We start from the raw sequence: 16,454 nt of genomic DNA on the forward strand, positions 1-16,454 counted from the left end.
ATCGCCGTCCGACGGGAACGGACGATTGTGACGTGAGGGGGCGTGTCACACTATGGGGATGATCAGGACGATGCCGCTTCGATCGCAGCTGTTCCTGCTGCAACTGGCCATCGTGCTCGTCATCGTCGCCGTCGCCGGTTCCACCGCCGTCGCGATGCAGCGGCTGCAGATCCGGGAGCAGTACCAGGACCGCATGGTCGGTGTCGCCCAGTCCGTGGCGCAACTGCCCTCCGTGATCGAGGCGTTCGGCGAGGCGGATCCCAGCGCGACCATCCAGCCGATCGCCGACCTCATCCGCCAGTCCACCGGGGTGACGTACGTCGTCGTCACCGATGCCGAGGGCATCCGGTACTCCCACCCGAACCCGGAACTGATCGGCAAGCCCGTCTCCACCGATCCCTCCGTGCCGCTCTCGGGGCAGATCTTCGTGGGTACGCAGACCGGGACGCTCGGCGAGTCCTGGCGCGTGAAGGTCCCGGTCCACGGAAGCGACGGCGCCATCATCGGCACCGCATCGGTGGGAGTCCTCGAGTCCGAGCTGGACGCCGTCCTCCACGAGGACCTCCCCCGCCTGCTCGTGTGGCTGATCGTCGCAGCGCTGGTCGGCTCGGCCGGCGCCATCTGGATCTCGCGGCTCGTCTGGCGCCGCATCCACCGGCTCGAACCCGAACAGATCGCGTCCCTCCTCAAGACCCGCGACGCCATGATCCACGGCATCAGCGAGGGCATGGTCGCGGTCGACGCCGACCACCGCATCGCGCTCCTCAACGACGAGGCGAAGAGACTGCTCGGGCTCGACGACGACGCCACCGGACGGCCCGCCGCCGATGTCATGGAACCGGCCCTCGCCCGTCTCCTCTCCGATCCCTCGGACACCGACGAGACGGTGCTGTCCGGGGAGCGCGTGCTGCTCGCCCGGACCTCCGATGCACTGGTGGACGGCGTCCGCGTGGGACGCGTCATGATCCTCCGTGACCGCACCGAGCTCTACCAGCTGCTCACCGACCTCGACGGCGAGCGCGACGCCACGCAGGCCCTCCGCGCGCAGGCGCACGAGTTCGCGAACCGCATGCACACCATCTCCGGCCTGCTCGAACTCGGCCGCACCGAGCAGGCCGTCGACTTCATCTCGCGGTCCGGGCACGGCGGCTCGCTGGTCTCCGGCTCGATCGCCCCGGGTATCCGGGACCCGGACGCCGCGAGCCTGCTCATGACCAAGAGCACCATCGCCGCAGAGAAGGGCATCACGCTGTCCATCGACGACACCTCGACGCTGGAGTCCGACGGCACCACCGACGTCGTCACCGTCCTCGGCATCCTCATCGACAACGCCCTGGAGGCCGTGGCCGACCGCGGCCAGGGGCAGGTCATGGTGCACCTGGAAACGACGGACGACGGCGTCCGCATCACGGTCTCCGACGACGGACCCGGCGTCCCGCCCGAGGACGTCGCCGGGATCTTCTCCTCCGGGTACTCGACCAAGGACGGCGGCCGGACCGGTACGCGCGGCTTCGGCCTCGCGCTCGTGGACCGGATCGCGCGCCGGCGCGCCGGGCAGGTCGTCGTCGACGGGTCCGAGCTGGGCGGCGCCGAGTTCACGGTCTGGCTCGCGCCGTCGCTCGCCGCCGTGCCCCGGTCCACCCTGCAGGTGCCGTGAGCACGCCCGCGCTGGTCCCCACGCTGGTGGTCGACGACGACCGCGAGGTCGCCGGCATCCACACCGGGTTCCTGCTGGCCCACGGTGCATTCGACGTCGTCGGGGCCGCGCACACCGGCGCACGGGCCCTCGACCTCGTGCAGGAGCTGCACCCCCGGCTGGTGCTGCTGGACATCCACCTCCCGGACATGTCGGGCATCGAGGTGCTCCGCGCGCTGCGGAACCGGCCCGGCGAACCCGTCGACGTCATCGCGATCACCGCCGCCCGCGAACTCGACACCGTACGGGCCGCAGTGGCCGGCGGAGTGCTGCACTACCTCGTGAAGCCCTTCAGCGCGGCGGTCCTGAACCAGCGGCTCGACCACTACGTCGCGTACCGGCGCGAGCTCGACGCCCACGCCGGGGAGACCTCCCCGGCGCTGGACCAGCACCGGATCGACCAGCTCCTCGGCACGACGGCGGCAGCGGGCGGCAGGACCGCGACGCCGGGGACGCCGGGGACGCCGGGGACCACGACACTCGCGACGCCGAAGGGCCTCTCGGCCCCGACGCTCGACGCCGTCGTGCTGGACCTGCGCGGGCAGGGCGGAGGGACGTCGGCATCGGAGGTCGCCGGCCGGCTCGGCATGGCCCGCGTGAGCGCCCGGCGGTACCTCGAATTCCTGGTCGCGCGCGGGCAGGCGAGGATCGTCCCGCAATACGGGTCCGCGGGCCGGCCCGAGAAGTTCTACGTGTGGACGGACGACACCCCGCGCGGATGACACATCGGGTCCCAGCCGGCCCGCCCCGCCGTCGCCCGGCCGTCGGTCGTGGAGCTCCCCGACGAGTCCGGCTTCGACGTCCACGGCCTGCGCGACGCCCTCGGCCGGGCCGGGCGCTACGCCGACACGTAGGAACGCGCAACCCGGCCGGTCGACGGCGGCACCTCGGGTACCTTGGTTCCAGTGCTTCATGGCCCCCGAGGCCCGGTGAGCGTCTCAGTGCGGCCGGCCCGGCGCACATAAGTCACCGAAGGTGCCTCCGTGCACGGAAGCAGAAGTGGAGTGTGCTGCGGCATGGGGACAGTGACAACCGATCTCTCCGTGGATCCTGCGGGCCGGGAGGGCTCCTTCGGCGGGCGCACCCTGCTGATCCGGGCCATCGTGCTCGTGACGGCGGTCCTCGGCCTGAACTACATCGTCTGGCGGTGGCTCTTCTCGATCAACTGGGACGCCTGGTGGATCGCGATCCCCCTCGTCCTGGCCGAGACGTACTCCCTGATCGACTCCCTGCTGTTCGGCTTCACCGTGTGGAAGCTCAGGAGGCGCGAGCCCCCGGAGGCCCCCGCCGGCCTCACGGTGGACGTCTTCATCACCACCTACAACGAGCCGCTCGACCTCGTCCTGACCACGGCGCGGGCCGCGAAGGCCATCCGCTACCCGCACAAGACGTGGATCCTCGACGACGGCAACCGCGCCGACGTCCGGGCGGCCGCCGAGGCGGAGGGCATCGGATGGATCACGCGCTCGGCGGACTGGAAGGACATGCCGCGCCATGCCAAGGCCGGCAACCTCAACAATGCGCTCATGTCCACGGACGGCGAGTTCCTCGTCATCCTCGACGCGGACCAGATCCCGGATCCCCTGATCCTCGACCGGACCCTCGGGTACTTCACCAACGAGAAGATGGCCCTCGTCCAGACACCGCAGGTCTTCGTCAACGTCCCGGACTCGGACCCCCTGGGCAGCCAGGCGCCGCTCTTCTACGGCCCGATCCAGCAGGGCAAGGACGGCTGGAACGCCGCCTTCTTCTGCGGCTCGAACGCGATCATCCGCCGCGAGGCGCTCATGCAGCTCGGGGTCACGCGCTACGTCACGGAGATCGAACTCGCCCTCCACAAGGCGCTCAAGACCTCCGACAGGGTCATCGCGAAGGCCAAGAAGAACCTCGGCGCGGACAACGAACGCGTGGCCGAGGCGCTGGACCTCGTCGCGAAGGACCTCCGCCGGGTCCGCCGCCGCCTGCAGAAGGGCCACGGCATCTCCGAGGTGACCTACGAATTCCAGCAGCGCGTCCTGGCGGTGACCCGCACCCTGGTCGCCGGGGACATCGCCGCCTTCCACGATGATCTCGCGTCCCTGGCCGACCTCACCGACCTCGGCATCGAGGGACTCGAGGGCGGCCTGCAGGGCGCGTCGGCGAGCACTCCGGTCCTCGCCGTCGTCGACGACACCGCCCTCGACCAGCTGGCACAGCGCTCCTGGTCCCCGCTCGGGGCGATCGACGCCGTCCGCGTCCTCATCGAGTCGGTCAACGCCGAGCGGGCCGGCGAGGCGCAGGCCGTCATGCCCATGGCCACGATCTCCGTCACCGAGGACATGGCCACGTGCATGCGGCTGCACTCCCTCGGCTGGGAGTCCGCCTACCACCACGAGAAACTCGCCGACGGCCTGGCGCCCGAGGACCTCAACTCGATGCTGACCCAGCGCCTGCGCTGGGCGCAGGGAACCATCCAGGTGCTGTTCCGCGAGAACCCCTTCGCGCAGAAGGGCCTGACCTTCGCCCAGAAGCTCATGTACGGGGCCACGATGTGGAGCTACCTCTCCGGGTTCGCCGCAGTCGTCTACCTCGCTGCGCCCATCATCTACCTGGTCTTCGGCATCCTCCCGGTGAACTCCATCAGCACCGAGTTCTTCCTGCGGCTGATACCGTTCCTGCTGGTCAACCAGCTCCTGTTCGCCGTCGTCGGCAAGGGCGTGAAGACCTGGCGCGGCCAGCAGTACTCCCTCGCGCTGTTCCCCGTCTGGATCCGCTCCATCACCTCGGCGTTCGGCAACGTCTACCTCGGCCGCGACCTGGACTTCGCGGTCACGCCGAAGACCCTGCAGCAGGGCAGCACGCTGCGCTGGGACCTCGTGAAGCCGCAGCTCTGGGCGATGGGACTGCTGGTGGGGGCGATGATCATCGGCATCATCCGCATGATCGTAGGGCAGGCCGACATCCTCGGGACGTCGGTCAACATCGTCTGGGTGATCTTCGACCTCGTCATCTTCAGCGTCATCATCGAAGCCGTCCGCTACCGCGGGTACGAGCACTACCAGGCGGACATCGCGAAGGCGAAGGCCCGCCAAGACGCGAAGGGATGAGCCCCCTCCCCACGGGACGGAAACGGCGATGGAGGGCCGGCCTGACCCTGATGGCACTGGTCGGAGGGCTCCTGGCCGGTGCCGGACCCGCGCAGGCGACACCCGGCACCCTGCCCGCCTCCGATGCCGCCACGGCGCCCGCCGGAAGTCCGACGGCGCCGGCCGAGGGCCGCTACTTCGGCCCCGAACTGGACTGGTCGTCCGACAACGCCCGCGCCTACGCGGACCGTACCGGGATCACGCCCTCGCTCTTCAGCCGGCCGCTCGCCTACCCGCTCGACGCCGACGCCGAGCGTGACCTCCTCGACCTGGCCCGGCAGGAGGCACCCCTGGGTTCCCTCGCCGTCGTGACCCTCGAACCGTCGAAACCGCTCGACGAGCTCACGGACGCCGACGCCGCGCACCTCGCGGGCACCCTCGCCCGCATCAGCGACCAGTTCCGCACCGGATTCTTCCTCCGCTTCGCGCCGGAGATGAACGGCACATGGTACGGCTGGGGCCAGCAGCCCGACGCCTACACCAGGGCCTTCCGCACCGTCGCCGACAGGGTGCACGAGGAGGTGCCGGGCGCCGCCATGGTCTGGGCGCCGTCGTACGCGGCCGGCTACCCGTTCACCGAGGCCTACGGTGCCGTGGACGACCTCGACTCCGCCGCCGCACTCGACACGAACGGCAACGGCCTGATCGACGGCGGCGACGACCCCTACGAGCCCTACTATCCGGGCGACGACGCCGTGGACTGGGTGGGCCTGTCCCTGTACCACTTCGGCAGCTACGAGCAGGGCGCCACCACGAGCACCGATGGCACGAGGCAGTATTCCGGCGCGATCACCACGTCGGTGGTCCCCGAGCCGGACAAGTTCGCCGACCAGCTCGCCGGCACCTACGGCGCGGCGCCAGGGGCCCCGCGGATCGACTTCGCGAAGGAGTACGCGGCGGCGAAGGGCAAGAGGTTCTTCATCCAGACGGCCGCCCTGCACGATCCCGAGGACGCCGGCAGCGCTCCCGAGGCCGAGATCAAACAGGCGTGGCTGGATCAGCTGTTCGACCCGACGACCGCCGAGGAGTACCCCGAGATCGGCATGATCTCGTGGCTCGAAGCGTCGCGCCCCGAGCCCGAGGCCCAGGACCACACGGTGGACTGGGGCCTCAGCGCGGACGAGGCGACGGCCGCGGCGCTCCGCGACACCCTGGACGCGGCACCCGGAGTGCGGCTCGGGCCGATCACCGACGTGGTCGGCCGTGACGATGCGAACGCGTCGACCCGGCAGGTGTGGCAGGCCGGCGCACCGGTCAGCGCGGTGATGGGCTGGCTGGTCCTGTGCGTCGTGGGGCTCTTCGCGCTGGTCCTCCTGGCGGGAGTGGCCCGACGCGTGGTCCCCCAGTGGCGCTACCCGGACGAGCACGCGCCGCGTGACGCCCGGCTCGACCTGCTCCGTGGCTGGATCATCACGTCGGTGGTCGTCACCCACATCGAGGTCGCCGGGCCCTGGTCCTTCGTCTCACGCAACCTGATCGGGACGATCACCGGTGCCGAACTGTTCGTCCTGCTGTCCGGCGTCGTGCTCGGGATGGTGCACCCCATCGCGGTCGAGCGGCGCGGAGCCGTGGAGGCGGCGAAGGGAACCACCAGAAGGGCGGTCAAGCTCTACGTCACGGCCCTGGTGGTGGTCGTCACCGTCTATCTGCTGTCACTCGTCCCGTTCATCGACGGGTCCGTGCTGACCACCTTCACGGACCGGGGAACGGGCGGGACCGGACCCGAGGCGGCGGGCCGCGTGTACGACCTCTACCCGAACGTCACGCGCCTCCTCGACTACCCGCCACCCGGCTATGCCGTCCGGGACTTCCTGCTCCTCGCCATGGGTCCGTGGGCCTTCAACATCATGGGCCTCTACGTGGTGCTGACGCTGACGGTCCCGCTGCTCGTCCTGATGCTGCGGAAGAGGCTGTGGTGGCTGCTGCTCACCCTGAGCTGGGCGCTGTACGTCGTGGACAGCATCCTCCACGTGCACGTCCTCCCCTCGCAGTTCCAGGATGTCTTCCCGCTGCTCACCTGGCAGGTCGTCTTCGTCCACGGCGCCGTCCTCGGGTACCACCGCCGGGCCATCATCGAGGCCCTCAGCACCCGCCGGGGAAAGGTCTTCGTGGGCGCCGCCACCGGCGCCTACGCGCTCGCGCTCGGGACCCTCTGGCTCAACCACGCGCTGGCACTCGGCCTCCCGTTCATCCCTCCGGGCTTCTACGAGACCCTGTACGAATCCGAGTACGTGAGGGTGATCCTCCAACCCGGCAGGCTCATCAACCTGGCCTTCTTCATCCTGGCCGCCCACGTGATCCTGACGGCGTTCTGGCACCCCATCAGCAGGCTGACGGGCTGGCTGTACATCCCCCTCGGGCGCGCGAGCCTGTACGTGTTCATCGTCCACGTGTTCTTCGTGCTCGCGGTCGCCAACACCCCCGGGCTGGATCCGGACAGCATCTGGCAGGGGCTCGTCGTCCACGCCGTCGTGACACTGGCCATCTGGTGCATGGTGAAGAAGAAGGTGCTGTTCGGGGTCGTCCCGAACTAGCTCCTGCCCCGCCAGAGACGCCGCCAGAACGAGCCCTCGCGCGGTGCGGGAGGTGCGGCAGCCTCGGCTGCACGGCGGGCCGCCGCCCGGCGGTCGCGCCAGCGCTGCACCTCGGCGTCGACGTCGCGCAGCGGGGTGACCACGGGCGGGCCGCCCAGGAGCTGGCGCCTGGCGTCGATCACCCGGTAGTTGAAGTCCTCGAGGACCTCGCGGACCTGCCGCTCGCTGTACTGGCGGTCGAGCCGGGCGTCCAGCTCTGCGTCCTCCGTACGCAGCAGGATCGCGCGGGGGCCGAGGCCGGTGATGTTCTCGCGCTGGATCAACCCCTTGACCCACCAGTCCGGGTCGTGGGCCTCCCCCAGCCCGGGGATCGGCTTGCCCGCGAGCGCCAGGTCGTCGAAGTCGCCGGCCGCCACGGCGCGGTCGACGATGAGGCGGGCGCGCTTCACCTCGTCCTCACCCCGGCGCAGCGGCGCCATCTCCCCGTCGGCCGGGGCACCGTCGTCGTCCTGGCGGTCCGGTTCGGCCATGGCGTCACCGGCGTGGCCCTGGGCGGCGCGGTACTGGGCCGCCCTGCGCAGCCTCTCCTCGTGCTCCTGTGACCTGCCGATGCCGCTGCCCTCCCCCTCGCGTGTGTCCCTCCAGTATTCCGAGGTGCGGAATCGGGCCGCAACCGATTCCCCTCCGGACGAACGCGCTTCCGCGGGCAGCAACGACGACGGCGGGCCACCCCCGGAAGGGCGACCCGCCGTCGCGTGGAGCGGAAGTCCTCCTAGACGAGCCAGGCCGTCGTGTCGCCCGGCAGCCTGCCGTCCGCGAGGGGCGAGCTGCTCAGCAGTACCGTGCCCCCGGGGAGGTCCACCGGCGTCGACCCGAAGTTGGTCACGGAGTGCCAGCCGTCCGGGCGCGTGAAGTGGAGGACGTCGGCCGAGGGCTCGTCGACCCACGCGAGGTCCTCCCCGCCCTGCAGCTCCCGGCGCAGCGCCAGGGCGCGGCGGTAGAAGCCGAGGTTGGAGGCCGGGTCTGCTTCCTGCACCTCGACGGCGTACTCGCCGAACCAGGCCGGCTGCGGCAGGTGCGCACCCCGGAAGCCGAAGCCGAAGGACTCGCCGTCGCGCGTCCACGGCAGCGGGACGCGGCAGCCGTCGCGGCCCACGTCCACGCCCTTGTTGCGGAAGAACGTCGGGTCCTGCCGGTCCGCGTCGGGGATGTCCGCGACCTCGTGCAGGCCGAGCTCCTCCCCCTGGTACAGGTACGCGGAGCCGGGCAGGGCGAGCATGAGCTGGGAGACGGCGCGTGCACGGCGCTCGCCGAGCTCGCGGTCCAGCGCGGGCTCGGTGCCGCCGCTCATGAGCCAGGCCGAGCCGTCCTGGCCGTCCTCGCTGTCGGCGCCGGCGGGCGGCAGGCCGTAGCGCGTGGCGTGCCGCACGACGTCGTGGTTGGAGAAGACCCAGGTCGACGACGCCCCCGAGGAGGTCGCCTCGTCGAGGTTCTTGGTGATGATGTCCCGGAACTGGGCGGGGTTCCAGTCCGCCTTGAGGAGGTCGAAGTTGAACGCCTGGCCGAGCCCCTCGGGGCTCGCGTAGCGGGCGCGGCGGTCGGCGTGGACCCACGCTTCGGCGACGGCGGTGCGCGGCGGCGTGTACTCGTTGAACACCTGGCGCCATTCGGCGAAGACCTCGTGGACCTCGTCACGGTCCCAGAAGGGGTGCCTGCCCTGGTTGTTGCCGCCCTCGGGGCCGAGCTCGGCCTTGGACGGCAGGGGCTCGGTCATGTCCTTGGTGAGGGCGTGGGCCACGTCCACCCGGAAGCCGTCGACGCCCCGGTCCGACCAGAAGCGGAGGGTCTTCAGGAAGTCATCGCGGACCTCGCGGTTGTCCCAGTTCAGGTCCGGCTGTTCGCGCGCGAAGATGTGCATGTACCACTGCCCGTCCTCAGTGCGCTCCCAGGCGGGACCGCCGAACACGGAGTCCCAGTCCGACGGCGGCTCGTCACCGTCGGGGCCCTTGCCGTCGTGGAAGATGTAGCGGTTGCGGGCGGCGGATCCCTTCGGGGAGGCGAGGGCCTCCTGGAACCACTCGTGGCGGTTCGAGGTGTGGTTCGGGACGATGTCCGCGACGAGCTTGATGCCCGCCGCGTGCAGGGCGGCGACCATCTCGTCGAAGTCCTCGAGCGTGCCGAGCTTGGGGTCGACGTCGCGGTAGTCGTCGACGTCGTACCCCCCGTCCGCGAGCGCGGACGGGTAGAACGGGCTGAGCCAGACGGCGTCCACCCCGAGCGACCTCAGGTACGGGATGCGCGACGTGATGCCCTTCAGATCACCGATGCCGTCACCGTCGGAGTCGGCGAAGCTGCGGGGATAGATCTGGTAGACGGCGGCCTGGCGCCACCAGTCGGGATCCTGCATGCGCTCCGCGAGCGCCTCGGGCGAGAGTCCGGGGGCGTCGGCGGCGGACTCGATGTCGGGATTGACCGTAGAAGTCATAGTGTGCCTCTCGTAGGGGGACGTGGGGGACGGACGGTCGGGCGCCGCGCGCGCCGGACCCGGTCGGTACTCCACTCCCGATTATTTTTGCGATAGAAAATAAGAGATGTCAAAGATCCGGCGAGTGCAGGGAGGTGTTGCGGTGGACGCCGTCACCTCGCTCGCCACGTCCAGCCCGGCCCGCGCCCTGGCACGTGAGGTCCTCATCCGGGGGCCCATCTCCCGTGCGGACCTCGCGGCGCGCCTCAACCTGTCGGTCGCCAGCCTCACCCGCCTCAGCAGGCCGCTGCTCGACGCCGGCGTCCTCCGCGAATCCGGGGAGGCCGGAGCAGCGGGGGCGGCCTCGATCGGCCGGCCCGTCCGTCCCCTCGAGGTCAGCCCGGACGCGCACCGGTTCGTCGGCGTCAAAGTCACCGGCGACACCGCCTCGGCGGTCGCCACGAACCTCAAGGCCGACGTCGTCGGGTCGGGTGAGCGCGCGCTGCCGGGCCATGCCGTGGAGGACGTGGTCGGCGCGGTCGTCGACGCCGTCGCCGGCCTCGGCGCGGTCGGCCGGATCAGCGGCATCGGCATCAGCATCGGCGGCAGGGTCGACGCCGATTCCTCCGTGCTCCGGGCCCCGTTCCTCGGGAGGCGCGACGTCCCCCTCGCCGACCTCGTACAGCAGCGGACGGGCCTGCCCGTCGTCGTCGAGAACGACGTCGTCGCCCTCACCATCGCGGAGCAGTGGTTCGGCGCCGGACGCGGGGAGAAGGACTTCGCCGTCCTGACGGTCGGCGCCGGCGTGGGCTACGGGCTCGTCATCAACGACGCCGTCATCGCCCCGCCCGACGCGGGCCTGGGCCTCGTGGGGCACTATCCGCTCGGCCCCGACGGCCCGCGCTGCCCGGAGGGCCACCGCGGCTGCGCGTCGGCCGTCCTCACCATCCCGGCGATCCGCGCCCGGTTCGCCGCGTCCACGGGCGAGCAGCGTTCCTACGAGGAGATCCTCGCGCTCGCACGCGAGGGCCATCCCGCGGCGCTCGGCGTCGCGCAGGCGGCCGGTGCCGGTCTCGGCCTGCTGGTGTCCGCCGTCGCGAACCTGACGATGGTGGACCTCGTCATCCTCTCCGGCGAGGGCATGGACCTCGCCGACGTCGCGGGCACGTCCCTGCAGGCCGCGATCGGCGATCACCGGGACCCGGAGGCGTCCCCCATCCGGCTGAGCCGGCAGCCGACCGACTTCGCGCAGTGGGCCCGCGGGGCCGCCGCCGTCGTCATCCAGCGCACCATCCTCGGGACGCTCCGCTGACGTCTGGTCCGCCGACACGGAATTATTCAGCAGGCTGATGAATTGCACCCGGTATGACTACTATCGCGATCATCGGAGCAGGACGCGGCCTCGGAGCCGCCGTGGCACGCCGGTTCGGAGCCGAGGGCTTCTCGGTGGCCCTCATCTCCCGGAGCCAGGGCAAGCTCGACGCCCTCGCCGAAGACCTCGGCAAGGAGGGCATCCAGGCCCGCGGCTTCGCCGCGGACGTCCGCAACCCAGCCTCGGTCGCCGCCGCCCTCGAAGCGGCGACCGAGACGCTCGGGCCCATCGAGGTGCTGCAGTACAGCCCCCTCCCGCAGAAGGACTTCATGCGGCCCGTCCTGGAGACCACCCCGGCGGACCTCGTGGGGCCGGTCGAGTTCTCCATCTACGGGCCCGTCGCCGCCGTGCACCAGGTCCTGCCCGGCATGCGGTTCCTCGGCGAGAACCGCGGCACCATCCTCTTCGTCAACGGAGGCTCGGCCGTGAAACCGGGCCGCTCCGTGACCGGCACATCGGTGGCCTTCGCGGGCCAGGCGGCCTACGCCCAGCTGCTGCACGAGGTACTCGGCGAGGAGGGCATCCACGTCTCGCAGCTCATCATCGGCGGCCGCATCATCGAGGGCGATCCCGAGAAGGACCCCAACGTCCTCGCGGACCTCATCTGGGGCCTCCACGCCCGCCGGGACACCTTCCGCCACCAGGTCAGCGCCGACTGACACCCCACCCGGACACACGGACCGTCAACCGAAGGACCACCATGAAGATCGCACTGCTCGGCGTCGGACGCATGGGCCACGAACTCGGCGCACACCTGCTGCGGGCCGGCCACGACGTCACGGCCTGGAACCGGACCGCGAGCGCCGTCGACGCCCTGCGGAACGCCGGGGCCACCCGGGCGGACTCCGCCCAGGAGGCGGTGCAGGGTGCCGACGTCGTAATGACGGTGCTCTTCGGCCCGGACACGGTCCGCGAGGTGGTGCTCTCGGGTCTCGGGATCCCGGCGGAGGCCGTCTGGCTGGACGTGACCACGGTCTCCCCGGAGGACGCCCGCGAGTTCGCCGACTACGCGACGGCCGCCGGCGTCCGCTACGTCCACGGGCCCGTGATCGGGAGCCTCGCCCCCGCCCGGGCGGGCACACTCGGCGTCCTGCTCGGCGGCACCGAGGGTGATGTCGACGTCGTCGAGCCCCTCGCCGCGCTGTGGGGCGACGCCGGGCGCCTGCGCCGCGTCGCGACGCCGGCCGACGCCGCCACCGGGAAGCTGCTCGCGAACCTCGCGCTGGGCGTCACGCTCCAGGGACTCGTGGAGGCGCTGCGCCTCGGCAGGGCCAACGGGCTCGACGCCGCCGCGGTCCTGGACCTGCTCGAGGGCACCGGCCTCGCTCCCATCGCCGGCATGAAGGGGCCGGTCATCACCGGAGGCACGTTCAGCGATACCCAGTTCTCGGCCGACCTGCTCGCCAAGGACGCCCGGCTCATGCTGCGCGCCACCCCCGATCCCCTGCCCGCCGTGACGGCGGTCCTGCAGTCCCTCACCGACGCCCAGCGTGCGGGAGCGGGCGACGACGACATCGCCGTGGTCGCGAAGCCCGAGCTGGGCTAGCAGCCGGGCCGCCCCGCCGGCCGGAGACGTACTGTCTGGACGGGGGTGGATCTGGGTACCGTACGAGGTATGGCTACCCCAGACACCCCCGGTCCCGATACCAACCACCAGCGTCCCGACGGCGTCTCCGACATCACCGTCGAGGCACTCGGCAAGCTCTCCGAAGCCCTCGAGGTCGTCGAACACGCGCGCGGCTATCTCTACGGCTTCCACCGCCTCACCGGCAAGGCGGACCTCAACCTCTCCGAGGCCGAGGAGCTGTTCCGCAAGGCCGGCCACACGGACATCGCCGACAGGCTCGCCACCGAGATCATCGGCCGCAACGTGATCGAGGGCCGCTGGACCTTCCAGATCATGGAGGACTACGACGACAACTACTACTCGGAGTTCAAGTCCTTCGAGAAGGAGGCCCGGGACTCCCTCGTCGACGGCAAGCGCCACCTCTTCGAAGCGGAGATGAAGGAGGAGCGGCGCACCAAGGGTCAGCCACACCACGAGGCGCTGCCGCCCGAGGCCTGAGCGTCAGTAGACTGCGGATATGCTGCGCTCCGAGACCCCGCACGCCGGTGCGCACCCGCTGGACGTCCTCGCCGACCGCGTCGACGCCGCCCGGGGCTCCCTCCCGCGCACCCTGGCCCTCGCCGGCGAACTCGGCGCCGTCGTGCCCCTGCCGGGATCGGGCAGGACGGTCCTCACCTGGCAGCTCCTCGCCGGCCTCGCCGAAGCCGACCTGACCGTGGCGCGCGTCGTCGAACCCCACCTCGATGCCCTGGCCATCCTCGACCAGGCCGGGATGAGCCCGCAGGACCTGCCCGGCGCATCACCGGGTGGCGCCGGGACGTGGGGCGTGTTCGCAGCCGAAGGGCCCGGCGTCGCACTCTCCGCGGTGGAAGGGCCGGACGGCTCCTGGACGCTGACGGGCACCAAGCCCTGGTGCTCCCTCGCCGACCACCTCGACGCCGCGATCGTCACCGCGCACGTGGGCGAGGGGAAGCGCAGGGCCTTCGCCGTCGACCTGCACGCCCACGGCGTCGCCCCGGAGTCCGCGGGCGCCTGGGTCAGCCGCGGCCTCCCGGCGGTGACCAGCTGCCCGGTCCGCTTCGACGCCGCTCCGGCCCTCCCGGTCGGAGCCGGCGACTGGTACCTCGCACGGGACGGTTTCGCCTGGGGCGGGATCGGCGTGGCGGCGTGCTGGTTCGGCGGTGCCCTCGGCATCGCACGCACCCTCCTCGATGCCTCCCATCGGCGCGCCCCGGACCAGATCGCCCTGATGCACCTCGGCAGGGTGGATGCCGCCCTGCACGGGACCCGGACCGTACTGGCCGCCGCGGCGGACGCCGTCGACGACGGCCGCGCCGGCGGGCAGGAGGGCGCACTGCTCGCAGCCCGTGTGCGGTCCCTGGCGTTCGACTGCGCCGAACTCGTCCTCGAGGCGGCGGCCCACGGGCTCGGCCCCGCGCCCCTGGCCTTCGACGAGCGCCACGCCGCCCGCGTCGCCGACCTGCACCTGTACCTGCGGCAGCACCACGCGCAGCGCGACGACGCCGCCCTCGGCCGGCGCGTGCTCGACGGCTCCGAGCAGGCCGGCACGGCATGGTGAGCTTCACGCACGACGGCGAGGGGACGCCGGAGAGCCACTGGCGCACCTGGGAGCAGGACCGCGGACCGGGTGACGACCTGCAGATCGAGGAGCTCTTCGACGGACGGCTGCCCTCCCGGTTCATCCTCCTCGCCGCACACCCCGACGACGAGACGCTCGGCGCCGGCGGCCTGCTGTCCCGGCTCGCGCGCGACGGCGTGCAGTGCGACGTCGTCGTCCTCACCGACGGCGAGGCGTCCCACCCGTCCTCCCCCACCTACTCGCCCGGGCAGCTCGCGGAGCTGCGGCGCAGCGAAGTGGCGAACGCGCTGCAGGTGCTGGCCCCGGCCGTGCACCTGACCTTCGAGGGCCTGCCCGACGGCGGGATCACCGCCGGGGACGTCGTGACGGTCCTGGCCCGCGAGCTCGGCGACGGCGAGACCACCCGCACACTGGTGGCCGCACCCTGGCGCCATGACGGCCATACGGACCACGACGCCGTCGGCCTCGCGGCGGCGCAGGTGTGCCGCGAGCGCGGCATCGCGCTGCTCGAGTACCCGATCTGGCTCTGGCACTGGGGCACGGCGGAGGAGCAGGCGGAGCAGCTCGCCGGCCTGGCCCTGTACCAGCTCGACGCCGGAGACCACGCCCGCAAGGGCTCCGCCCTCGCCACCCATGTCTCCCAGACACTGCCGCTGTCGGACGCGCCGGGCGACGAGGTCCTGCTGACACCGGGCGTCCTCGAACACTTCGGCAGGACCTTCGAGTCCTTCTTCGTCAGCGGTGGGCAGTCGGCCTTCGAGCGCCTGCACCGCGACCGGGCGGACCCGTGGGAGGTCGCCGAGCGGTTCTACGAGCAGCGGAAGCGCGCCCTCACCATCGCCAGCCTGCCGCGGCACCGCTTCCGCCGGACCCTGGAGATCGGGTCCTCGGTGGGCGCGCTCACGAAGGACCTCGCGGCCGTCTCCGACACCCTGCTGGCGCTCGACACCAGCGAGACCGCGGTGCGCCGTACCAACGAGGCGGTCATCATGCACGCCGCCGCCGGCGCCAGGCTCGCCACGGTCCCCCGGGACTGGCCGCGTGAGGACGGGCCCTTCGACCTGATCGTGCTCTCCGAGACGGGCTACTTCCTCGCATCGGACCAGCTCGACGAGGTGATCCGGCTCATCGGCCGATCCCTCGACGACGACGGCGTGCTGGTCCTGTGCCACTGGCGCCACCCCATCGAGGGCTGGGAACTGGACGGGGACACCGTCCACCGTCGGGTCCGCGAGCGGTCGGGCCTCGCCACCCTCGCCCTGCACACCGAGGAGGACTTCCTCCTCGAAGTCCTCGTGCCCCCTCCCGCCGCCTCGGTCGCCCGGCGGGAGGGCCTGGTGTGATCCCCGGCCAGCTGGCCGTCGTCGTTCCGGCCCGTGACGAGGAGGAGCGGATCGCCGCGTGCCTGGCCTCGCTCGACGCCGCCCGGATGCACCTGCTCCGCACCGTCCCGCGGATCCTCGTCTCCGTGACCGTGGTCCTCGACCGCTGCACCGACCACTCCGCGGTCGAGGCGCGCAGGGTGCCGGGTGTGTCCGTCATCTCGGGCAGCTTCGGTTCCGTCGGCGCGGCCCGCGACGCCGGTGTCAGGTTCGCGCTCGCCAAGTCCCGCAGCCTGCCCGTCCGCACCTGGATCGCGAACACCGACGCCGACACCACGGTGCCGCGGAACTGGCTCGTCCAGCACCACCGCCTCGGCAGCAGCCACGACCTCGTCCTCGGGACGGTCCGGCCCACGGTGACGCCGGGCAACGCCGAGCGGCTCCAGCTGTGGTCCGACGCCTACCTCCCCGACGACGGACACCCCCACGTGCACGGCGCGAACCTGGGCATCAGGGGAAGTACCTATGAGGCGCTCGGCGGCTTCGGCCCGATGGAACAGGACGAGGACGTCCGCCTGGCGGAACGGGCGAAGACGGCTGGCGTGCGGTGGACCGCCTCCGGGGCACTGACGGTGACGACGTCGTCGCGCACCGTCGGCCGCGTACCGGCCGGCTTCTCCACCTACCTCAGGATGCTCGGCTGACCGCGGGTGTCGGCGCTTTTCCTGATTGTCCGAAGCATCTGTTAGACAGGGGATGCCACGGAGTGAGCCC

At 71.6% G+C, this 16,454-nt stretch carries 13 protein-coding genes; 11 read left to right on the forward strand and 2 right to left on the reverse strand.

Annotated elements, in window-relative coordinates:
* The first annotated feature begins 58 nt into the window (after positions 1-58).
* The 4 genes from ACX80P_RS06340 to opgC all read left to right on the forward strand — a co-directional run bounded on the left by ACX80P_RS06340 (position 59) and on the right by opgC (position 7,355).
* Positions 59-1,657, forward strand: a complete 1,599-nt coding sequence (locus ACX80P_RS06340) for an ATP-binding protein (protein ID WP_459277214.1) — start codon at positions 59-61, stop codon at positions 1,655-1,657.
* Positions 1,654-2,418, forward strand: coding sequence for a response regulator (locus ACX80P_RS06345; RefSeq protein WP_459277215.1), 765 nt, complete (start codon positions 1,654-1,656; stop codon positions 2,416-2,418). Before ACX80P_RS06340 ends, ACX80P_RS06345 begins: the two co-directional genes overlap by 4 nt.
* A 294-nt stretch (positions 2,419-2,712) precedes the next feature.
* A complete protein-coding gene (locus tag ACX80P_RS06350) occupies positions 2,713-4,782 on the forward strand; it encodes a glycosyltransferase (protein WP_459277216.1) in 2,070 nt (689 codons plus the stop codon).
* Entirely contained in the window at positions 4,779-7,355 is a 2,577-nt protein-coding gene (gene opgC, locus ACX80P_RS06355; RefSeq protein ID WP_459277217.1) for an OpgC domain-containing protein, read from the forward strand. The genes ACX80P_RS06350 and opgC overlap by 4 nt, the downstream gene beginning before the upstream one ends.
* Here opgC and ACX80P_RS06360 read toward each other — a convergent pair.
* On the reverse strand, positions 7,352-7,885 hold the full coding sequence (locus tag ACX80P_RS06360) for a DnaJ family domain-containing protein (protein WP_459277218.1): 534 nt from the start codon (positions 7,883-7,885) through the stop codon (positions 7,352-7,354). The two genes, opgC and ACX80P_RS06360, sit on opposite strands and share 4 nt — an antisense overlap.
* 242 nt (positions 7,886-8,127) lie before the next feature.
* Complete coding sequence (locus ACX80P_RS06365; protein WP_459277512.1) at positions 8,128-9,762, reverse strand: glycoside hydrolase family 13 protein; 1,635 nt, start codon at positions 9,760-9,762, stop codon at positions 8,128-8,130.
* Positions 9,763-9,946: 184 nt separating this feature from the next.
* Here ACX80P_RS06365 and ACX80P_RS06370 point away from each other — a divergent pair, with 184 nt between their 5' ends.
* The 7 genes from ACX80P_RS06370 to ACX80P_RS06400 all read left to right on the forward strand — a co-directional run bounded on the left by ACX80P_RS06370 (position 9,947) and on the right by ACX80P_RS06400 (position 16,384).
* Positions 9,947-11,131 (forward strand): ROK family protein, encoded by a 1,185-nt coding sequence (locus tag ACX80P_RS06370; RefSeq protein WP_459277219.1) that lies wholly within the window; start codon positions 9,947-9,949, stop codon positions 11,129-11,131.
* Positions 11,132-11,184: 53 nt separating this feature from the next.
* Positions 11,185-11,850 (forward strand): SDR family NAD(P)-dependent oxidoreductase, encoded by a 666-nt coding sequence (locus tag ACX80P_RS06375; RefSeq protein ID WP_459277220.1) that lies wholly within the window; start codon positions 11,185-11,187, stop codon positions 11,848-11,850.
* 41 nt (positions 11,851-11,891) lie between these two features.
* Positions 11,892-12,737, forward strand: coding sequence for an NAD(P)-dependent oxidoreductase (locus tag ACX80P_RS06380; protein ID WP_459277221.1), 846 nt, complete (start codon positions 11,892-11,894; stop codon positions 12,735-12,737).
* Between the two features lie 69 nt (positions 12,738-12,806).
* Positions 12,807-13,256, forward strand: a complete 450-nt coding sequence (locus ACX80P_RS06385) for a hypothetical protein (RefSeq protein ID WP_459277222.1) — start codon at positions 12,807-12,809, stop codon at positions 13,254-13,256.
* 19 nt (positions 13,257-13,275) lie between these two features.
* Complete coding sequence (locus ACX80P_RS06390) at positions 13,276-14,337, forward strand: acyl-CoA dehydrogenase family protein (RefSeq protein WP_459277223.1); 1,062 nt, start codon at positions 13,276-13,278, stop codon at positions 14,335-14,337.
* Complete coding sequence (locus tag ACX80P_RS06395) at positions 14,331-15,701, forward strand: PIG-L family deacetylase (protein WP_459277224.1); 1,371 nt, start codon at positions 14,331-14,333, stop codon at positions 15,699-15,701. The genes ACX80P_RS06390 and ACX80P_RS06395 overlap by 7 nt, the downstream gene beginning before the upstream one ends.
* Positions 15,698-16,384, forward strand: a complete 687-nt coding sequence (locus ACX80P_RS06400) for a glycosyltransferase family 2 protein (RefSeq protein ID WP_459277225.1) — start codon at positions 15,698-15,700, stop codon at positions 16,382-16,384. The genes ACX80P_RS06395 and ACX80P_RS06400 overlap by 4 nt, the downstream gene beginning before the upstream one ends.
* The last annotated feature ends 70 nt before the right edge of the window (positions 16,385-16,454 follow it).

The organism is Arthrobacter arabinosi (assembly GCF_054511115.1).

What these genes read in the sequence shown, in the direction of transcription:
- ACX80P_RS06340 (WP_459277214.1), top strand. Translation starts at nt 59, where the DNA reads ATGATCAGGACGATGCCGCTTCGATCGCAGCTGTTCCTGCTGCAACTG.
- ACX80P_RS06350 (WP_459277216.1), top strand. Translation starts at nt 2,713, where the DNA reads ATGGGGACAGTGACAACCGATCTCTCCGTGGATCCTGCGGGCCGGGAG.
- opgC (WP_459277217.1), top strand. Translation starts at nt 4,779, where the DNA reads ATGAGCCCCCTCCCCACGGGACGGAAACGGCGATGGAGGGCCGGCCTG.
- ACX80P_RS06360 (WP_459277218.1), bottom strand. Translation starts at nt 7,885, where the DNA reads ATGGCCGAACCGGACCGCCAGGACGACGACGGTGCCCCGGCCGACGGG.
- ACX80P_RS06365 (WP_459277512.1), bottom strand. Translation starts at nt 9,762, where the DNA reads ATGCAGGATCCCGACTGGTGGCGCCAGGCCGCCGTCTACCAGATCTAT.
- ACX80P_RS06370 (WP_459277219.1), top strand. Translation starts at nt 9,947, where the DNA reads ATGTCAAAGATCCGGCGAGTGCAGGGAGGTGTTGCGGTGGACGCCGTC.
- ACX80P_RS06375 (WP_459277220.1), top strand. Translation starts at nt 11,185, where the DNA reads ATGACTACTATCGCGATCATCGGAGCAGGACGCGGCCTCGGAGCCGCC.
- ACX80P_RS06380 (WP_459277221.1), top strand. Translation starts at nt 11,892, where the DNA reads ATGAAGATCGCACTGCTCGGCGTCGGACGCATGGGCCACGAACTCGGC.
- ACX80P_RS06385 (WP_459277222.1), top strand. Translation starts at nt 12,807, where the DNA reads ATGGCTACCCCAGACACCCCCGGTCCCGATACCAACCACCAGCGTCCC.
- ACX80P_RS06390 (WP_459277223.1), top strand. Translation starts at nt 13,276, where the DNA reads ATGCTGCGCTCCGAGACCCCGCACGCCGGTGCGCACCCGCTGGACGTC.
- ACX80P_RS06395 (WP_459277224.1), top strand. Translation starts at nt 14,331, where the DNA reads ATGGTGAGCTTCACGCACGACGGCGAGGGGACGCCGGAGAGCCACTGG.